The sequence below is a fragment of the Micromonospora echinospora genome, from assembly GCF_900091495.1.
In the GTDB taxonomy this organism is placed as follows: Bacteria; Actinomycetota; Actinomycetes; order Mycobacteriales; family Micromonosporaceae; genus Micromonospora; species Micromonospora echinospora.
Window position 1 is genome coordinate 6707702 of record NZ_LT607413.1, and the last position, 18997, is coordinate 6726698.

Here is an 18997-nt window from a genome sequence, read left to right on the forward strand (position 1 = left end):
CGACGGGATGACCCGCCACCGGAACGGCCTAGACTGGCGCCATGGGGTGTCCGGGGTGAGCGACGGATCACGGCAGGCTGCGTACCGCCATGTGTGCTGGCGGTACGACGACCGGCCGGCCCTGCACGACCGGGTCCGGACCTTCCTCCTGGAGGGCCTCGCCCTCGGGGAGCGCATCTGGTATGTCACGGCGGAGCCGGACCCGGTCGCCGACCGGCTACGGGAGGAGCCCCTGATCCGGGACGCCCTGCGCCGGGGGGCCGCCCGGATCGTCCCGTTGGGCTCGGCCTACGCCCACGACCACGTCGTCGACCCCGACGACCAGGTGCGCGCCTACGCCACCGCGACAGCGGACGCCCTGGCCGCCGGCCACACCGGACTGCGGGTGGCCGCCGACGCCACCGCGCTGGTCCGCACCCCGGCGCAGCGGGACGCCTTCGCCCGGTACGAACACCTCATCGACCGGTACATGCGCGTCCGGCCGATGTCGGCGATGTGCGCCTACGACCGACGGCTCCTGGGCGACGAGGCCATCGCGGAACTGGCCTGCCTGCACCCGGACTCCAACGCCGACGACGTCCTCTTCCGGCTCTACGCCGACACGCCGGGCGACGGCCACGCGGCGCTCGTCGGCGAACTGGACGCCTCGAACCACGAGCTGTTCCGCGCCGCGCTGGACCGCGCCGACCCGCGTCCGGCCGGCGGCCGGTTGGTGGTGGAGGCGAGCGACCTGCGCTTCATCGACCACCGCAACCTGATCCACCTACGGGACCACGCCCGCGCGCGCGGCGCGGTGGCCGTCCTGCGCGCCTCCCGGTCCGCCGCGACCCGGGTCGCCGAGCTGCTCGACCTTCCCGGCCTGGACGTGGAGGTGGCCCGGTGAGGACCGGCGCCGCCGCCGGGCACCTCGGCTACTTCCACGAGGCCGTCTGCTACGACTCCGACGAGGACCTGGTCGCCGTGGTGCTGCCCTTCCTGCTGAGCGGGATCGCGGCGGGCGAGCCGACCCTGGTCTCCCTGAACGAGCGCCGCTCGGAGCTGGTCCGGTCGGCGTTGCCGGCGGACTCGGCGGTGCGGTTCCTCGACGGCGGCGACATCTACTCCCGGCCGGCGGCCGCGATCCGCTCGTACCGGCAGATGCTGGCCGATCACGTCGCCGCCGGGGCCGGGCAGATCCGGATCGTCGGTGAGGTGCCCGCCGCCGGCCTCAACTCCACCTGGGACTGGTGGGCCCGGTACGAGTCGGCGATCAACCACGCCTACGACGAGTTCCCGCTGTGGAGCATGTGCGTCTACGACCGCCGGGTCACGCCCGCGCCGGTGCTGGCCGACGTACTGCGGACCCACCCCCGGGTCGCGCTGCCCGACGGCCGGCGCCTGACGAGCGGAACGTACACCGATCCGCTGGTCTACCTCACCGAGCCCCGACCGGCGCGGCCCGACCCGATCCAGTACACCCCGCCGCTGGTGGAGCTGGTCGGCCCGACCCCGGCGCGCGCCCGCGCGGCGGTGTACGACGCCGACCGTGGGCACCTGCCACCCGACGACGTCGAGAACCTGGTCGTGGCGGTGAGCGAGACGGTGACCAACGCGCTGCGCCACGGACGGGAGCCGGTGACCCTGCGGCTCTGGAGCGGGCCGGACCGCATCGTGGTCAGCGTGCACGACGGCGGCGAGGGCCCGAAGGACCCGTTCGCCGGTCTGCTGCCCGCAGGCGACGGCACGAACGGCGGCCTCGGCCTCTGGATCACCCACCAGTCCTGCAACCACGTGGCGATGCACCGGGGTCCGGACGGGTTCACGGTCCGCCTGACCGGTGGGAACGCGCACGTCGACGGCTGAGGCGCCGAACCGGAGGACATGACGGGTCTGGAGGCGACGCCCCGCACCCGGCATGATGGCGGTCATGCGCCTGGTCTCCCTGCTCCCCTCGGCCACGGACATCGTCTACGCGCTCGGCCTCGGCGACGACCTGGTCGGCGTGACCTTCGAGTGCGACGTGCCCCCGGCCGACCGGGCCGGCAAGCTCGTGGTGGTGGGCGGCCGGGACACCCGCGGGATGAGCCCGGGCGAGATCGACGCGTACGTCCGGTCGCAGCGGGCCGCCGGGGCGGACCTGTACACCCTGCACGCCGACGCGCTGGCCGGACTGGAGCCGGACCTCCTCCTCACCCAGGACCTGTGTCGGGTCTGCGCGCTCCCGGCGGGGCAGCTCACCGAGGCGCTGGACCATCTGGGCTGCCGCGCCGACGTGCTGTCACTGGACCCGTACACCCTGGACGAGGTGCTCGGCACGATCCTCGCGGTGGGGCATCGCGCGGGCGTACCCGAGCGGGCGGAAGCCCTGGTGGCCGCGCTGCGCGACCGGCTCGCGGCGGTCGCGGCGGCGGTCGGCGGACGGCGCCGGCCCCGGGTCGCGGTGGTGGAGTGGGTCGACCCGCCCTTCGCCGCCGGGCACTGGATTCCCGACCTGGTCTCCGCCGCCGGGGGCACGCCGGTGGCCGCCCACCCGGGCGCCCGGTCGGCGCCGACGACCTGGGCGGCGCTGACCGACGCCGCGCCGGAGGTCGTGCTGGTCGCCCCGTGCGGCTTCGACCTGGCCGGTGCGACCGGGCAGGCGGAGCAGGTCGCGGCCCGGTTCCCCGGCACGGCGGTGTGGGCCGTGGACGCCGACGCCCTCGTGGTGCGCCCCGGGCCCCGGCTGGTGGACGGCGTCGAGGCGATCGCCGCGGTCCTGCACCCGGACGCCGTGCCGCCCGCCCCCGCCGACGCGACCGTCCGGGTGGCCTGACCCCGGTCCGGGGCCCGCCTCCGACCACCGGCTCCGGCGACCGGCCCCGGTTGCCCGGGCGGGCACCGGCGTCCACAGTGCGTCGACGAGTGGTGGCAGCCGTTGCCGGCCACCGTATCCGGCTTTCCGAGCTGTCCGACCACTGTGTCCACCGGGCACCGTCCCGGCCTGACCCGAGTCGATTCCCGTCCGACGCCCATGCCGATCCGGCTCGATTCCTCGTCCGCGCCCGCGTCCGACCCGCGTCGATTCCCCTTCCCCAATCGCGTCTGACCTGCGTCGATTCCCGCCTGCCGGACCGGGGTGGCGGCAGTCGCGCGGGGTGCCGCGTCGCCGCCGCCCGCCGGCACACCGGGTGACGGGACGATGACCGCGCGGTTTCCGGAATGTTTCCGGCGATCACCCCGCCGCTATTGACACCGCCGAGACGGGCTCCCTATGGTCCCCTGAGTTGTACATGGTTGTCCATGAACATGAGGCCAGGATGAAGATTGCAGTGATCGGCAGCTACGGCGCCGGGCTCACCATGCGGGTGCCCCGGTTGCCGGTCGCCGGAGAGACCCTCTCCGGGGGTCGTTTCGCCTCCGGACACGGCGGCAAGGGCTCGAACCAGGCGGTGGCCGCCGCCCGGCTCGGTGCCGAGGTCAGCCTGCTGACCGCCGTCGGCGCGGACCAGTTCGGCACCGCCGCCCGACAGCTCTGGGCCGAGGAGGGGATCGACGCCACCGGGGTCCGGACGACCGGCGCCGCCACCATGGTCGGTGTCATCCTCGTCGACGAGCAGGGCGAGAACCGGATCGTCATCGCCCCCGGCGCGCTGGACGACCTGACGCCGGCCGACGTCGAGGGCTTCGCCGACCGCATCGCCGCCGCCGACCTGGTGGTGGTCTCCCTGGAGATCCCCCTCCCGGTCGCCGTCGCGGCGCTGCGCGCCGCCCACGAGCGCGGCGTTCGAACGCTGCTCAACCCCGCGCCGGCCGTCCGGCTGCCGGACGAGGCGTGGCGCTGGATCGACGTCGTGACGCCGAACGCCAGCGAGGCCCGGGTGCTCACCGGCCTCGGCCCGGAAGACCCGGCCACCGGCGACGAACTGGTCGACCTGATCCGCGCCCGCCACGCCGGCACGATCGTGCTCACCCTCGGCGCCGAGGGTGCCCTGGTCGACCACGACGGGCAGCGGACCCGGGTCGACCCGGTCACCGTGCCGCGCGTGGTCGACACCACCGGGGCCGGCGACGCCTTCACCGGCGCGCTTGCCGTGGCCCTCGCCCGGGGCGACGCCCTCACCGACGCGGTCCGCTTCGCCGCCGCGGCCGGCGCCCACACCGTCGGCATCGCCGAGGTGATCCCCGCTCTGCCCCACCCGGACGACGTCGCGGCCCTGCTGAGGAGATGACACCGATGGCCCAGATGACCACCGCCCCGGCGGCACCGCCGGTACAGAAGACCGCCGTCCCCCGTGCGCGCTCCCCGTTCCAGCGTTTCCTGCACGCCCGCGAGGCCAGCACGTTCCTCGCCCTCGTCGTGCTCTTCAGCCTGGGCACCCTGATCGCTCCGGGTTTCGTCGGCACCGACAACTTCCTCACCGTCGGCCAGCAGATCGCCCAGATCGGCATCATGGCCGTCGGCGTCACCTTCGTCATCATCAACGCCGAGATCGACCTCTCGGTCGGCTCGATCTACGGCCTCGGCGCGGTCGTCTGTGGACTGCTGATGACCTCCGACGTCGCCTGGCCGCTCGCCGCCCTCGGCGGGATCGCCGCCGGTGCGGTCGCCGGCCTGCTCAACGGCCTGATGACGGTGGGCTTCGGCATCCCCTCATTCATCGTCACCCTCGGCACGCTGAGCGTCTACCGGGGAGTCACGCTGCTGCTCAGCGGTGGCTCGCCGATCTCGCTGTCGGCCAACGAGCCGAACGTGGCCGAGTTCAACCTGCTCGGGCAGGGCAAGCTGTTCGGTCTCCTGCCGATGCAGCTGGTCATCTTCACGCTCGTCGCCGTCCTCGGCATGGTCGTGCTGTCCCGGTCCCGGTACGGCTTCAACACCTACGCGGTCGGCGGCAGCGCCGAGGCCGCCCGCCTGTGCGGCATCAACACCGGCCGGGTCAAGGTCGCCGCGTTCACCCTCTCCGGCACGCTCGCCGGCCTGGCCGGCGTGCTCGGCCTCTCCTTCCTGTCCTACGTGCAGGGCGTCACCGGCACCGGGATGGAGCTGACCGCCATCTCCGCCGTGATCATCGGTGGCGCGGCGCTGTTCGGCGGCTCCGGCACCATGCTCGGCACCGTCATCGGTGTCGCCTTCATCGGCGTCCTCCAGAACATCCTGAACCTGCGCGGCATCTCCTCGTTCTGGCAGACCGTGGCGACCGGCGCCGTGATCATCCTCGCCGTCGCCGCCGACACCTGGCTACGCCGTCGCTCCGGGCGACGCTGACCAGCCCACACCACCACACCCCCATCCCCCACACACAGGGAGCAACCCCGATGAAGCTCACCCTCCGGCGCCGGCTCGCGGTCGCCGCCACCCTCGGCCTCGCGCTGCTGGCCGGCAGCGCCTGCGGCGCGGTCACCCCGGCCAGCACCGCCTCCGGCGGCGACGGCGGATTCCAGCTCGCCGACTACATCAAGGACGCCGTCGAGAAGGGCGAACCGCTCAAGATCCGGCTCAGCTACCACGACCCGTCGCTGGCCTTCGCCGTCCCGATCCGGCAGGGCATGGAGCGCGGCGCGAAGGAACTCGGGGTCGAGGCGCAGATGATCGGCCCGACCGGCGGCAACGCCGCCGACCAGGTGGCCGAGTTGCAGACGCTGATCAACCAGAAGCAGATCCACGGCCTCGCGGTCTCCTCGGCCAGCAACGACGCGCTCAAGCCGGTCATCGCGCAGGCGTACGACGCTGGCATCCCGATCATCTCGTTCAACACCAACAACCCCGAGTCCAAGCAGATGGGCTTCGTCGGTCAGGACCTCGTCGCCTCCGGCGAGTCGCTGGCCAAGGAGCTGCTCGGGGTGTTGAAGGGCAAGAAGGGCAAGGTCGTCGTCGTATCCGTCGACTCCGGCGCCGGCTGGTCCAACGACCGCTTCACCGGCTTCCAGACCGGGCTGAAGGACTCCGGCCTCCAGGTCGTCGGCCCGGTGAACACCGGCAACGAGCCGAGCGCGGCGTACAACACCATCGAGTCGACGATGGCCGCGCAGAGCGACGCGATCGCCCTGGTCTCCCTCGACTGCTGCAGTTTCACCGCCGGGGCGAAGTGGCTCCAGCAGTCCGGCAAGGCCGGAAAGATCCACTCGGTGGGCTTCGACGTGCAGCCGCAGACCGTCGACTACCTCAAGGGCGGCGTGGTCGACCTGACCATCAGCCAGGGCCCGGCCGAGCAGGGCTACCAGGCGGTCAAGCTGCTCGCCGACTACCTGAAGAACGGCACCGAGATCAAGGACGTGGACACGGGCGCGCTCGTGGTCACCCGCGACAACGTGGCCACCGTGCCGGTGGAGGGCTGATCCGATGACCGGCCCGGCCACGATCCTCGCTCCCGCCACGGCCGCCGTCGAGGTGTCCGGCCTGTCGAAGCACTTCGGTGCCGTCCGCGCGTTGCAGGACGTCACCCTGAGCGTCCCCGCCGGCAGTCTCACCGCCGTCATGGGGGAGAACGGCGCCGGCAAGTCGACGCTGATGAAGATCCTGGCCGGGCTGGACACGCCCACCACCGGCACCGTACGGGTGGCCGGCGAGGAGGTCCGCCGCTTCCACCCGGCCACCCTGCTCAGTCGGCACCAGGTCGCGCTGGTGCCGCAGGAGCTCTCCCTCGCCCAGGACCGCAGCGTCGCCGAGAACATCCTGCTCGGCGCCGAACCCGGCTCCCGGCCCTTCCCGCACCGGCGGCGGATGGAGGAGCAGGCGGCCCACCTGCTGGACCGGCTCGGCCTGCGGGTCGACCCGCGTCGCGCGGTACGCCACCTCGACGCGGCGTCCCAGCAGCTGGTGGTCATCGCCCGCTCGCTGGCCCGCCGGGCCCGGGTGGTCATCCTCGACGAGCCGACCTCGATCCTCTCCCCGGCGGAGTCCGAACGGTTGTTCGGGGTGATCCGCTCGTTGCAGGCCGACGGCGTCACACTCCTCTACGTCTCGCACCGGATGCCCGAGGTCTTCGCCCTGTCCCAGCACATCCACGTGCTGCGGGACGGCCGGCACGTCGGGCACTGGCCCACCGCGCAGGTCACCCCGGACCAGGTGGTCGCGGCGATGGTCGGGCGGGAACTCGCCGCCGAGTTCGCCCGGCACGACACTCCCCCGCCGGCCGCGACCGCCACTCCCCGGCTGCGGCTGCGCGGCGTCTCCGGCACCGGGTTCACCGACGTCGACCTCGACGTCGCTCCGGGCGAGGTGGTCGGCGTGGCCGGACTGCCCGACAGCGGCCGGATCGAGCTGCTGCGCGGCGTCTTCGGCGCGGACCCGGTCCACGGTGGCGAGCTGGCGCTCGACGGGGAGAGGTTCGCCGCGCGGTCGCCGCGCGACGCCATCCGCTCCCGGGTCGCCTACCTGCCCGGGGAACGCCGGCAGCAGGGCATCCTGCCGACGATGAGCGTCGCCGACAACGTCACCGTGCTGACCCTCGGCCGGCGGCAGCGGTTCGGGGTGCTGCGGCGGCGGGCCCTGCGCCGGGACGCCGAGGAGCGCGCCCGCGAGCTGCGGGTGAAGACCGCCACCACCGCCCAGGGCATCACCCAGCTCTCCGGTGGCAACCAACAGAAGGCCCTGTTGGCCCGCTGGCTGTCGATCGAGCCCCGGCTGATGCTGCTCGACGAACCCACCCGTGGCGTCGACGTCGGCGCCAAGGCGGAGATCTACCGGCTGTTCCGCAGCCTCACCGACGCCGGTGTGTCCATCGTCGTCTCCTCGTCGGACCTGCCCGAGCTGCTCACCGTCAGCGACCGGATCGCCGTGATGGCCGCCGGCCGGCTGGTCGGTGTGCTGGACGCGGCCGAGGCCACCGAGGAGACGGTGATGGCCCTGGCCACCGGCGCACACACCATGAAGGAGAACGTATGAAACGCCGAGGTCTGCTCCACGCCGAGCTGTCCGGGGTGCTCGCCACCCTCGGCCACACCGACCTGCTGCTCGTCGTCGACGCCGGGTTCCCCGTCCCCCGGACGGCCCACCGGATCGACCTGGCGATCGCGGAGGACCTGCCCGACCTGACCACCGTGCTGGGGCTCGTCGCCGACGAGATCGTCGTCGAGGGCGTGGTGGTCGCCGAGGACGTGACCACGCACAACACACCGCTGGCTCAGTGGCTGGGGCAGCGCTTCCCGGGCGTGCCGCTGACCACCCGACCGCACGCCGAGATGCTCGGCGAGCTGGCCCACCAGGCCAAGGCGATCGTCCGCACGGGCGCGTTCAACCCGTGGGGCAACGTCGGGCTGGTCTGCGGCGTGGACGTGCCGCGCTGGTTCGACGAGCCCGGCGTGATCGTGCCCGACTACTACCGGGACCGGATGTAGCGGCGCCGCCGCACCACGACGTACCCCGATTTGGAGAGAAACGTGAGCACTGCCTTCCTGACCGACGTCGACCTGACCCCCGCGACGTTGGCGCCCTACATCCAGCACACGCTGATCGACGTCGGCGTCACCCGGGACCGGATCGTCGCCCACGCCGAGGAGACCGTCCGGTTCGGCTTCAACGCGGCGATGGTGCCCGGCTCCTGGGTCGCCGAGGTGGCCGAGGTGCTGCGCGGCACCGGCGTCGGCGTCGCCTCGGCCCTGGACTTCCCCACCGTCGGCGTGACCACCAGCGCCGGCAAGGCCGCCGAGGCGGAGAGCCTGGTCCGGGCCGGCGCCACCCAGATCGACATCGGCGTGCAGATCGGCTGGCTCAAGAGCGGTCGCCACGACGCGTTCCGCGACGACATCGCCGGTGTGGTCAAGGCCTCCGGCGTACCGGTCAAGGTGATGCTCGAACTGCCGCTGCTCACCCCCGCCGAGCGGGAGGCCGCCGTGGCACTGTCCATCGAGGCCGGTGCGGCCTTCCTGAAGAACGCCAGCAGCGGCTCCGTCGAGGTGGCCAACCCGGACAGTGTCGCCTACCTGGTGGCCCGCGCCCCGGAGGGCGTGCAGGTCAAGGCATCGGGCGGAATCAAGTCCTTCGAGCAGGCGGTCTCCCTGCTCCGGGCCGGAGCGGTGCTGCTGGGCACCAGCGCCGGGGTGGCTATCGTCACTGACGACGTGAACGAGCACACGACGAGCTACTGACCGTCTCCTCGCCCCTCGACCCGAGCCCGGCCGGTGCCCGGCGACGGTCGGGGGGCGACGGCCCCAGGAAAGGTGCCATGTCCGAGCGAGAACTCCCCGACGGGACCACCGAGCGACTGGACCGCGACGCACCGGCACCTTTGCACGCGCAGGTGTCGGAGCAGATCCGGACCCGGATCGTGTCGGGCGACTGGCCACCGCACTACCGGCTGCGCAGCGAGCCGGAACTCGCCGCCGACCTGGGCATCTCCCGGGGCACGCTGCGTCGGGCCCTCGCGACCCTGATCCGCGACGGCCTGCTGGTGCAGGTACGTGGGCGGGGCACCTTCGTCACGTCCACCGCCATCGAGCCGTCCATCGCGCAGAAGCTGAACACCCTCTCCGAGGACTTCGCCCGGCAGGGCGTCTCGTACACCACTGAGGTGCTCTCCCAGCGGGTGATCGCCGCTCCGCCGCCGCTGGCCACCCTGCTCGACCTGGATCCCGGCCAGTCGGTGCTGCACCTGGAACGGCTCCGCTCGACCACCACCGGTCCGGTCGCGTGGCTGGTCAACTACGTCCGGACCGACCTCGCCCCCGGCCTGGACCGGGCGGACCTCGCCGACCGCTCGCTGTTCGGCCTGCTGGAGAACGACCACGGCCTGAAGATCACCACTGGCCGACGGACGTTCAGCGCCACCGCCGCCACCGGCCGCGTCGCCGACGCGCTCGGCGTGCCGGAGGGCTTCCCCCTGCTCTATCTCGAACAGATCACCTACCTGTACGACGGCCGCGCCATCGAGTACTCCGACGTGTGGATCCACAGCGAGCGGATGCGGGTCACCTCCCTGCTCAGCCGCCGCTGACGGCCGGCGGCGCTGAGCTTGCGTACTCACGCGCCGCCGGTTGGCGTCGGGTGGACTGGCCGTATGGAACCGTCGCCCGCGACCCACCGCCGGGCCGGCACCGTGGCGCTACTGACCGTGCTCTGGCTGCTCGCGGCGCTGGTGCTGCTGGGTTGGACCTTCGCCATCGGCATCCAGGGCTGGGCCGACCAGCACGGCAGCGGCGGCGCCGACCCGGCGGGGGCCAGCCGACGGGGCAGCTGGGTGCTGCTGGCGCTCTACCTGACGGCCGCCGGTGGCCCGGTCGTGATCGCCGTCGTCGCGTTCGCCGGGCGGTTGGTGCGCACGGGCGCGGTCTACCTGGCGCTGGCGCTCCTCCTCGGCGCGTTCGGGATGCCGTTCGGGGAGGCCGCCGCCCGGGACCTGGTCCCACCGCCGCCGGTTCCCTCCGGGCCCGGTGGTTGTCAGGAGCACAGCGGCGGCGACACGCGCTGCCCGGGCGGCTGATCCCCGGCCGGGAACCACGCGCTCCCACCGCCGGGGTGTCGGACGGGTCTGCCATCATCGTGTGCGATGACCGCCGTACCACCCACCCCGACCGCCGCACCCGTGCGGGGCGCGACGCTGGAGGCGGTGCTGGAGCGGATCACCTACGTCAACGAGGAGACCGGCTACACGATCGCCCGGGTCGCCACCGACCGCTCCGGCACCGACCTGCTCACCGTGATCGGAGCCCTGCCCGGCGTGCAGCCCGGGGAACGGCTGCGGATGGTCGGCCGCTGGGGTTCGCACCCGAAGTACGGCCGCCAGTTCGAGGTACACAGCTGCACCAGCGTGCTGCCCGCCACCGTGCAGGGCATCGAGCGCTACCTCGGCTCGGGGCTGATCAAGGGAATCGGGCCGAAGATGGCCGCCCGGATCGTCGCCGCGTTCGGCGCGCAGACCCTGGACGTCATCGAGAACGAACCGGGCCGGCTGATCGAGGTGCACGGCCTCGGCCGCAAGCGCACCGCGGCGATCGGCACCGCCTGGCAGGAGCAGAAGGCCATCAAGGAGGTGATGGTCTTCCTCCAGGGCGTCGGCGTCTCCACCTCGCACGCCGTGCGGATCTACAAGGAGTACGCCGACAACGCGATCTCGGTGGTGCGCAACGAGCCGTACCGGCTGGCCGCCGACGTGTGGGGCATCGGCTTCAAGACCGCCGACAGCATCGCCCAGGCGGTCGGCATTCCGCACGACAGCCCGCAGCGGGTGCAGGCCGGCATCCGGTACACCCTCTCCGAGGCCGCCGACAACGGGCACTGCTACCTCCCGGAGCCGAACCTGCTCGCCGACGCCGCCGGGATCCTGGGGGTGCCCGCGCCCCTGGTCGGCGAGGCCCTGACTGCCCTCGCGGCCGAGGAGGGCGTGGTCCGGGAGGCGGTGCCGAATCCGAGCGGCGACGGCGGCACCATCCCGGCGGTGTACCTGGTCCCGTTCCACCGGGCCGAGTCGGCGCTCGCGGCGAGCCTGCTCCGGCTGCTGCGCGAACCGGTCGACCGGATGCCGGCGTTCGCGGGCGTGGACTGGGGCCGGGCGCTGGCCTGGCTGCGGGCCCGGACCGGCGCGGAGCTGGCCCCGGAGCAGGAGCAGGCGGTGCGGCTGGCGCTCACCTCGAAGGTCGCCGTGCTCACCGGCGGTCCGGGCTGCGGCAAGTCCTTCACCGTCCGGTCGGTGATCGAACTGGCCACCGCGAAGCAGGCGAAGATCGTCCTGGCCGCGCCGACCGGACGGGCCGCGAAGCGGTTGACCGAGCTGACCGGGCAGGCGGCCACCACGGTCCACCGGCTGCTCCAGCTCCGGCCGGGCGGGGACGCCGCCCACGACCGGGACAATCCACTCGACGCCGACCTGGTGGTGGTCGACGAGGCGTCGATGCTCGACCTGATCCTGGCCAACAAGCTGGTCAAGGCGGTGCCGCCGGGAGCGCACCTGCTGCTGGTGGGCGACGTCGACCAGTTGCCCTCGGTCGGCGCGGGCGAGGTGCTGCGGGACGTCCTGGCGGCGGAGACCGTCCCCCGGGTCCGGCTGACCCGGATCTTCCGCCAGGCGCAGGAGTCCGGCGTGGTGGTCAACGCGCACCGGATCAACGCGGGCCAGGCCCCGGTCTTCGACGGGTACGCGGACTTCTTCCTCTTTCCCAGCGACGAGCCCGAGGTCACCGCCGAGCAGGTGGTGGAGATCGTGGCCCGACGCATCCCCCGTCGGTTCGGCCTGCACTCCCGCGACATCCAGGTGCTCACCCCGATGCACCGGGGCCCGGCCGGTGCGGGCAACCTGAACGCCCTGCTGCAACAGGCGCTCGCGCCGCACCGCGAGGGCGCGCCGGAGCGGCGGCACGGGTCGCGGGTGTTCCGGGTCGGTGACAAGGTCATCCAGATCCGCAACAACTACGAGAAGGGGGCGGCCGGCGTCTTCAACGGCACGGTCGGGATGGTCACCGCGATCGACGTGGACGAGCAGACCCTGACCGTCCGTACCGACGAGGACGAGGACGTCGGGTACGACTTCCACGAGCTGGACGAGTTGCAGCACGCGTACGCGATCACCGTGCACCGCTCGCAGGGCAGCGAGTACCCGGCCGTGGTGGTGCCGGTGACCATGGGGTCGTACATGATGTTGCAGCGCAACCTGCTCTACACCGCCGTCACCCGGGCGCGGAAGCTGGTCGTGCTGGCGGGCTCCCGCCGGGCCCTGGCGATCGCCGTGCGGACGGCGGGCACCGGCCGCCGGCACACCGCGCTCACCCACCGGATCACCGGCTAGCGGTCCGACCGGCGCGGCTCGCGACACCGCCGGGGCACCCGGGCCCGTCCCGGCGGGTCAGCCCTGCTCGTCGGCGTCCAGCCGGCGCAGCACCCGGGTGGCGAGGCGCTCCAGGGTGGCCACCTCGTCCTGGCCGACCTGGTCGAGGAAGAACTCCCGGACCGCCGCGACGTGACCGGGGGCGGCGGCCTCGATGGCCTCCCGCCCGGCGGGGGTGAGCACCACGAACGCCCCCCGCCGGTCGCCGGGGCAGCCCTCGCGGTCGACCAGGCCCCGCCGCTGCATCCGGCTGAGGTGGTGGGAGAGGCGGCTCTGCTCCCACTCCAACTGCCGCTGGAGCGCGAAGGGACGCAGCCGCCCCTCGGCGGCGTCGGTGAGCGCCACGAGCACCTCGTAGTCGGCGAGGGAGAGGCCGGAGTCCTGCTGCAACTGCCGTCCCAGGCGGGCGGTGAGTCGGTTCTGCATCTGCAGGTAGGCCCGCCAGGCGCGCTGTTCGTCGTCGTCGAGCCATCGGGTCATGACTCCACCCTACCAGTGATCGATGACACATCATGAAGGGAATGCATGACGGGTCATGTAGGTTGAGGCAGACGTAAATGACACATCATCAAGCTCCTCAGGAGGACGTCATGACCGCTCCGACCGCCGCACTCGCCCAGCTCACCGGCGTCTACGCGATCGACCCGAGCCACAGCCGGATCGGCTTCGTCGCCCGCCACGCGATGGTGACCAAGGTCCGGGGTTCGTTCAACGACTTCGAGGGCCGGGTGGCCTTCGACGGCGACGACCCGAGCGCGACCGAGGTGACCGTCACCATCCAGGCAGCCAGCATCGACACCCGTAACGCGCAGCGCGACGAGCACCTGCGCAGCAACGACTTCCTCGCCATGGAGACCCACCCGGAGATCACCTTCGTCTCCACCGCGTTCCGGCAGACCGGCCCGGACACCTTCGACCTGACCGGCGACCTCACCGTCCGGGGCGTCACCCACCCGGTGACCGTTCCCTTCACCTACGAGGGCGCGGCCACCGACCCGTTCGGCAACCTGCGGGTCGGCTTCGAGGGCTCGGTGACCATCAACCGTCGCGACTACGGGGTGACCTGGAACGCCGCCCTGGAGACCGGCGGTGTCCTGGTCAGCGAGAAGATCGTCCTCGAGTTCGAGGTCTCCGCGATCAAGCAGTCCTGACCCGTACGGCGTGCCGCACCGGCGGTGCGCCCCCCGCTTCCCCACCGACCGACTCCCAGTGGAGAGGACCTCCCGTGAGCACCCTGCTGACCCCCCGCGTCGACATCCGCCGGGCCGAGGAGCGGTTCGTCACCGAAACCGGCTGGCTCGACTCGAAGCACTCGTTCTCGTTCGGCCACCACCGCGACCCGGCGAACACCCACCACGGGCTGCTCCTGGTCAACAACGACGACATCGTCACGCCGGGCACCGGCTTCGACACCCACCCGCACCGGGACATGGAGATCGTCACCTGGGTGCTGCGGGGCTCCCTGGTCCACCAGGACTCCACCGGCCACTCCGGGGTGATCTACCCGGGGCTGGCCCAGCGGATGACCGCCGGGCGCGGCATCCTGCACTCGGAGAAGAACGACTCGTGGCGCCTCCAGGGCGAACGGCACACCGAGCCGGTGCACTTCGTCCAGATGTGGGTGGTGCCCGACGAGACCGGCCTGACCCCCGGTTACGAGCAGCTCGAGATCGACGGCGAACTGCTCGGCGGCGGTCTGGTCCCGGTCGCGTCCGGGATGGAGCGGCACGACGGGGAGGCCGCCATCCGGATCCGCAACCGGTACGCCGCCCTCTACGCGGCCCGACTGGAGCCCGGCGGCAGCGTGCCGCTGCCCGACGCGCCCTTCCTGCACCTGTTCGTGGCCCGGGGCGCGGTGGAGCTGGAGGGCTCCGGCCGGTTGGGCACCGGCGACGCCGTACGCTTCACGGCCGGCGGCGGCCACTGGGTCACCGCCACCGAGCCCGCCGAGATCCTGGTCTGGGAGATGCACGCCACCATCGCCGGCTGACCCCGGCCCGACCCACGCCCCCTGACCCGGCCAGCCCCTGGCCGGGTCAGGGGGCGTCGACAGCAAGGAACGCACCATGACCCACCCCAAGCGGGCCGACACGTCCGCGCCGCTGCACCCGCTGCTCGCCGAGCGGTGGAGCCCCCGCAGTTTCGACCCGTCCCACCAGCTCGACGACTCCGACCTGCACCCTCTCCTGGAGGCGGCGCGCTGGGCACCGTCGGCGAACAACAGCCAGCCGTGGCGGTTTCTCGTCACCCGGCGGGGCGGCGACGACTTCACCCGGCTGCACGCCGCCCTGAACCCGGGTAACCAGGCCTGGGCCGGCGCGGCGAGCGCACTGCTGCTGGTGGCCGCCCACACGGTCGACGAGGCCGGTCGGCCCCGGCCATACGCGCTCTACGACACCGGTCAGGCCGTCGCGCACCTGGCCGTGCAGGCCCAGGCCCACGGTCTGGCCCTGCACCAGATGGGCGGTTTCGACGCCGCCGCGGTACGGGACGCCTTCGGGCTCGACGCGACGCTCACCCCGGTCGTCGTCGTCGCCCTGGGCCGGGTGGACGCGCCGGAGCGGCTGCCCGCCCCGCTCGCCGAGCGGGAACGGACGCCGCGTCAGCGGCATGCGCTGGACTCCCTGCTGCTCGCCCCAGCCCCGGCGGTCGCCTCCGCCTGAGCGGGTGCCGCGCACGGACTCCCCCGGGCCGGGAGCCCACCTCGGCCGGGCTCACGTCCGGGCCCGGCAGCCCGCCTCGACCCGACCGGGGCGCAGACCGACCGGGCCGCAGACCGCGCTGGCTATGGGTGCGGGCGGTCCCGGGTGGTCCCGACCGATGTCCGCTCAGCCGGTCAGGTAGCCCACCGGCACGGCGTCGGTCAGCCAGACGCCGTTGGCGCTGCAATAGAAGAGGTGCCCGTCGCGGGCCATCGCCGCGGCATCCACCGTGAGCACCACCACCGGTCCGCCCCGACGGCTACCGACCCGGCGGGCGGTCTCCACGTCGGACGACAGGTGCACGTGGTGCCGCCCGCCCCGGTGCAGTCCGGTGGCCCGGATGGACTCCGCCGCCTCCCGCCCCGTGCCGTGGTAGAGGTGCTCCGGGGGTGCCTGCGGGACGAGTCCGAGGTCGACCGGGATGGAGTGCCCCTGACTGGCCCGGATCCGCTCCACCCCGTCCGGGCCGAGGTCGACGGCGAAGCGCTGCTTGTCGTTGCCCGCCACCACCGCGTCGAGTTCGGCCCGGGTCATCCGCATCCCGCGCAGGAGGTCGGCGACCGGCACCCATCCGCCCCGGTCCGGCGTGAGGCCGAAGCGTCCGGGTTCGTGCCGGAGGGCCAGGGACATCCGCTTGCTCAGCCGTACCACGTCGCGATGATTCACGTTCGCATTGTGGCCGGAGGACGGTGCCCCGCCCCACCGGTTTTGCCGCCCGACGCACGCCGGCCCCGCCCCGTCGGGTACGTCGGCCGCGCCGGATCACCGCCGCCCACCCGCCAGCCCTTTGCCTGCTCGCGGTTCGGTAGGAGCTGGGCGAGTCAGCCGCTTGTCACCTCGACGGTCTGGGCGGCGAAACACGGTCGCTACCGGCCTTTACAACTCCTGACTCTTTGAGCGTTGGAGTCTGCGCCAGCAGATGATGGCGTAGGCGAGGGTGAGGAGGGCTTCGTGGATGTCGTCGCGGATCTCCCAGCGGATGCGCAGGCGGCGGAACCAGTGCAGCAGGGCGATGGTCTGCTCGACGACCCACCGTCGGGTGCCGAGTCCGGAGCCGTGGCCGACGCCGCGTCGGGCGATGACCGGGGTGATGCCCTTGGCCCGCAGCTGGCGGCGGTAGCAGTCGTAGTCGTAGCCGCGGTCGGCGTGGAGCCGCTCGGGCCGCTGCCGGGGCCGACCGCGGATGCCCTTGATCTGCGGGATCTTGTCGACCAGGGGCATGAGCTGGGTGACGTCGTGGCGGTGACCTGAGGTCAGGGTCGCGGCGAGGGGGATGCCGCCCGCGTCGGTGATGACGTGGTGTTTCGAGCCCGGCTTGCGGCGGTCGACCGGGCTCGGGCCGGTTTCGGGCCGCCCTTGAGCGCCCGGACGTGGGAGCCGTCGATCACCGCCTGGGACATGTCCAACTGACCGCTGGCGCGGAGCTTGCCGAGCAGGATCTCGTGCAGGTGTTGCCAGACGCCGGCGTCGTTCCAGTCTCGCAATCTGCGCCAGCAGGTCACTCCTGAGCTCAAGCCCAGCTCTTGGGGCAGGTACTCCCACGGGATCGCGGTGTAGAGCACGAACAGGATCCCGCACAGCACCCTGCGGTCATCCAGGGGCTTGCGCCCGGGGTAAGGAGTTGTTACTCGTCTCCGCATCGGATGTCGGCGGCCTCGCCAGCGTTGTCGTAAACGATGTCGCACGTCAGGTGCGGGACGTACTTGGCCTTGTAGCTGATCTCTGAGCGTTCCCAGGCGTCCCACAGATCCCGGTCGTAGATACCCCGCCGGATGTCCCGCTGCCTGGCCCTCTCCCGAGCGGTCTCCATCGGCGCATCGACCCAGATCCGGTGGTGGTAGTACTGCCGCAGCTCGGGGTGGTAGGCGGACACTCCCTCCACGATGAGATACCGGACCGCAGGCACCCTCACCCACCTACCCGGCCCACCGTCGCTGTCGGTCAGAGTCTGGTAATCCGTGAGCTCACCACGCCGGGCCGGCTCAAGCACCCGACGCGCGAGTTCCCCGCGGTCGAAGTCAGTCTTGTCCTCGTTGCTGACCACGCCGCGGATCAGGAAGTCGTCCAGGTGCACCAGATGGAAACTGCCCAGCAACTGACCAAGCCGCCGAGCGAAGACGGTCTTGCCGGCACCGCCGAACCCTTCCACGCCGACCAGCGTCGGCCGCTCTGACCGCCCGCCCTGGCCGATCAGGGCCGCGATCTGCGCCATCTCCAGCCCCAACACGGGACCCACAAGTTGCCGCTCATGATTCCCCGCCGTCACCTCAGCCGCCACCGCCCCTTCCACCAGGTACGGCACGGTGGCCGCACGCTTCCAGGGCCAGTATCGACCCCGAAACCCGACTGGGGCACTGAGCCGGCTCCGGTTTGGTGCCGTGAGCGCGCCCTCCGACCGCCGGGGCGCGCGCGGGCGGTCAACGTGGGCGCACAGCCGGGGCAGCTCCACAGTCTCCGGCAGGTGACGCAGCGCCACCGCCGCCGCGGCCGTCGGCAGGCTGCCCCTCGGCGAGGGGCGGCCGGCCAGCAGCGGTCCCGAGGGCCCAGCCGCGCGTTGATGCCGGGTGGTGGCACGGCTACTGTGGCGGCATGTCGGATCGCGCGGACCGCCTCGACCCGCAGCCTCCCGCCGCACCGCCCGGAGGCACCGTGCCCGACGTCCTCGCCACCGCCCGGCAGCGTCCCCTGTTGCTGTTCGGGCTCACGCCACCCCGGCGCAGCGCCACCCCCGAGCAGGCCGCGGAGATCGCCCGGGTCACGCTGGCCCGGCTGGCGCCGCTGGACGTGGACGCGTTGCTGCTCTACGACATCGACGACGAGAGCGACCGCAACCCGGACGAGCGCCCCTTCCCCTACCTGCCGACGATGGACCCGGCCGTCTTCCACGCCACCCACCTGGGCAACTGGCACCGGCCCACGATCGTCTACCGCTGCGTCGGCAAGTATCCCGAGCCGGAGCTGCGCGACTGGCTGGAGTCGACGGACCCGGACCGGGTGGCGGCCGTCTTCGTCGGCGCGTCCTCCAGCACCAAGGAGGTGCACACACCGCTGCCCCGGGCCCACGCCCTGCGGCGGGAGGTCCGGCCCGACCTGGCCGTGGGCGGGGTCGCCATCCCCGAGCGGCACAGCCGGGGACGGGACGAGCACCTACGGATGCTGGCCAAGCAGGAGCACGGCTGCGCGTTCTTCGTCTCGCAGGTGATCTACGACGTCGACGCGACCAAGAGCCTGGTCTCGGACTACCGCTACGCCTGCCGGGAGCGGGGCGTCGCGCCCCAGCCGATCGTGTTCACCCTGTCGGTCTGCGGCTCGTTGAAGACCCTGTCGTTCCTGAAGTGGCTGGGCGTCGCCGTTCCGTGGTGGCTGGAGAACGCGCTGCGGCACGCCGAGGACCCGCTCGCCGAGTCGTACGAGCAGTGCCTGGCCAACGCTCGCGAGCTGGCCGGCTTCTGCCGACGGCTCGGGGTGCCGTTCGGCTTCCACGTGGAGAGCGTGTCGATCCGCAAGGTCGAGATCGACGCCGCCGTCACCCTCGCCGCCCGGATGCGTGAGCTGCTCACTGACTGAGGACCCAGAGTGACG

Annotated in this window: 19 protein-coding genes and 1 pseudogene; 16 read left to right on the forward strand and 4 right to left on the reverse strand. The window is 72.6% G+C overall.

Features of this window, described 5'->3' with window-relative positions; translation table 11 throughout:
• The first annotated feature begins 55 nt into the window (after positions 1–55).
• From GA0070618_RS28695 to recD2, 12 genes and pseudogenes are all read left to right on the forward strand, one after another.
• The gene (locus GA0070618_RS28695) at positions 56–883 is read left to right on the forward strand and encodes an MEDS domain-containing protein (RefSeq protein WP_231931494.1); all 828 of its coding nucleotides are present in this window, start codon (positions 56–58) and stop codon (positions 881–883) included.
• The gene (locus GA0070618_RS28700) at positions 880–1842 is read left to right on the forward strand and encodes a sensor histidine kinase (RefSeq protein WP_088984411.1); all 963 of its coding nucleotides are present in this window, start codon (positions 880–882) and stop codon (positions 1840–1842) included. The genes GA0070618_RS28695 and GA0070618_RS28700 overlap by 4 nt, the downstream gene beginning before the upstream one ends.
• 64 nt (positions 1843–1906) lie before the next feature.
• Positions 1907–2791, forward strand: a complete 885-nt coding sequence (locus tag GA0070618_RS28705; RefSeq protein WP_170107796.1) for an ABC transporter substrate-binding protein — start codon at positions 1907–1909, stop codon at positions 2789–2791.
• 484 nt (positions 2792–3275) lie between these two features.
• Positions 3276–4187, forward strand: coding sequence for a ribokinase (locus tag GA0070618_RS28710; RefSeq protein WP_088984413.1), 912 nt, complete (start codon positions 3276–3278; stop codon positions 4185–4187).
• A gap of 5 nt (positions 4188–4192) precedes the next feature.
• Positions 4193–5170, forward strand: a pseudogene (locus GA0070618_RS28715) (ABC transporter permease); the annotation flags it as partial.
• Between the two features lie 104 nt (positions 5171–5274).
• Positions 5275–6294, forward strand: a complete 1020-nt coding sequence (locus tag GA0070618_RS28720; protein WP_088984414.1) for a substrate-binding domain-containing protein — start codon at positions 5275–5277, stop codon at positions 6292–6294.
• 4 nt (positions 6295–6298) lie between these two features.
• The gene (locus GA0070618_RS28725) at positions 6299–7843 is read left to right on the forward strand and encodes a sugar ABC transporter ATP-binding protein (protein ID WP_088984415.1); all 1545 of its coding nucleotides are present in this window, start codon (positions 6299–6301) and stop codon (positions 7841–7843) included.
• Positions 7840–8295 (forward strand): D-ribose pyranase, encoded by a 456-nt coding sequence (rbsD, locus tag GA0070618_RS28730; RefSeq protein WP_088984416.1) that lies wholly within the window; start codon positions 7840–7842, stop codon positions 8293–8295. Before GA0070618_RS28725 ends, rbsD begins: the two co-directional genes overlap by 4 nt.
• Positions 8296–8337: 42 nt before the next feature.
• Positions 8338–9045 (forward strand): deoxyribose-phosphate aldolase, encoded by a 708-nt coding sequence (gene deoC, locus GA0070618_RS28735; protein WP_088984417.1) that lies wholly within the window; start codon positions 8338–8340, stop codon positions 9043–9045.
• 77 nt (positions 9046–9122) lie between these two features.
• Positions 9123–9890, forward strand: a complete 768-nt coding sequence (locus tag GA0070618_RS28740) for a GntR family transcriptional regulator (protein ID WP_088984418.1) — start codon at positions 9123–9125, stop codon at positions 9888–9890.
• 63 nt (positions 9891–9953) lie between these two features.
• Positions 9954–10376: a DUF6234 family protein gene (locus tag GA0070618_RS28745; protein ID WP_088984419.1), complete on the forward strand. Its 423-nt coding sequence runs from the start codon at positions 9954–9956 to the stop codon at positions 10374–10376.
• Positions 10377–10442: 66 nt separating this feature from the next.
• A complete protein-coding gene (gene recD2, locus GA0070618_RS28750) occupies positions 10443–12674 on the forward strand; it encodes an SF1B family DNA helicase RecD2 (RefSeq protein ID WP_088984420.1) in 2232 nt (743 codons plus the stop codon).
• 57 nt (positions 12675–12731) lie between these two features.
• Here the strand turns inward: recD2 and GA0070618_RS28755 are convergent, their stop codons facing one another.
• Entirely contained in the window at positions 12732–13193 is a 462-nt protein-coding gene (locus GA0070618_RS28755; RefSeq protein ID WP_088984421.1) for a MarR family winged helix-turn-helix transcriptional regulator, read from the reverse strand.
• A 110-nt stretch (positions 13194–13303) separates the two neighbouring features.
• Here GA0070618_RS28755 and GA0070618_RS28760 point away from each other — a divergent pair, with 110 nt between their 5' ends.
• From GA0070618_RS28760 to GA0070618_RS28770, 3 genes are all read left to right on the forward strand, one after another.
• Positions 13304–13864, forward strand: a complete 561-nt coding sequence (locus tag GA0070618_RS28760; protein ID WP_088984422.1) for a YceI family protein — start codon at positions 13304–13306, stop codon at positions 13862–13864.
• Positions 13865–13938: 74 nt separating this feature from the next.
• Positions 13939–14703: a pirin family protein gene (locus GA0070618_RS28765; protein ID WP_088984423.1), complete on the forward strand. Its 765-nt coding sequence runs from the start codon at positions 13939–13941 to the stop codon at positions 14701–14703.
• Between the two features lie 76 nt (positions 14704–14779).
• Positions 14780–15376, forward strand: coding sequence for a nitroreductase family protein (locus GA0070618_RS28770; RefSeq protein WP_088984424.1), 597 nt, complete (start codon positions 14780–14782; stop codon positions 15374–15376).
• Between the two features lie 165 nt (positions 15377–15541).
• On the opposite strand, the gene GA0070618_RS28775 is transcribed toward GA0070618_RS28770, so the two are convergent.
• The 3 genes from GA0070618_RS28775 to GA0070618_RS28785 all read right to left on the reverse strand — a co-directional run bounded on the left by GA0070618_RS28775 (position 15542) and on the right by GA0070618_RS28785 (position 17717).
• Complete coding sequence (locus tag GA0070618_RS28775; protein WP_088984425.1) at positions 15542–16081, reverse strand: RNA 2'-phosphotransferase; 540 nt, start codon at positions 16079–16081, stop codon at positions 15542–15544.
• Between the two features lie 210 nt (positions 16082–16291).
• A protein-coding gene (locus GA0070618_RS28780) for an IS5 family transposase (RefSeq protein ID WP_414467538.1) occupies positions 16292–17055 on the reverse strand; the annotation gives its coding sequence in 2 pieces (ribosomal slippage) (positions 16292–16764 and positions 16764–17055; 765 coding nt in all).
• On the reverse strand, positions 17040–17717 hold the full coding sequence (locus GA0070618_RS28785; RefSeq protein ID WP_088984427.1) for a uridine kinase family protein: 678 nt from the start codon (positions 17715–17717) through the stop codon (positions 17040–17042). Before GA0070618_RS28785 ends, GA0070618_RS28780 begins: the two co-directional genes overlap by 16 nt.
• A gap of 287 nt (positions 17718–18004) precedes the next feature.
• On the opposite strand from GA0070618_RS28785, the gene GA0070618_RS28790 reads away from it, so the two are divergent.
• The gene (locus tag GA0070618_RS28790) at positions 18005–18982 is read left to right on the forward strand and encodes a methylenetetrahydrofolate reductase (RefSeq protein WP_143740215.1); all 978 of its coding nucleotides are present in this window, start codon (positions 18005–18007) and stop codon (positions 18980–18982) included.
• Positions 18983–18997: the final 15 nt, after the last annotated feature.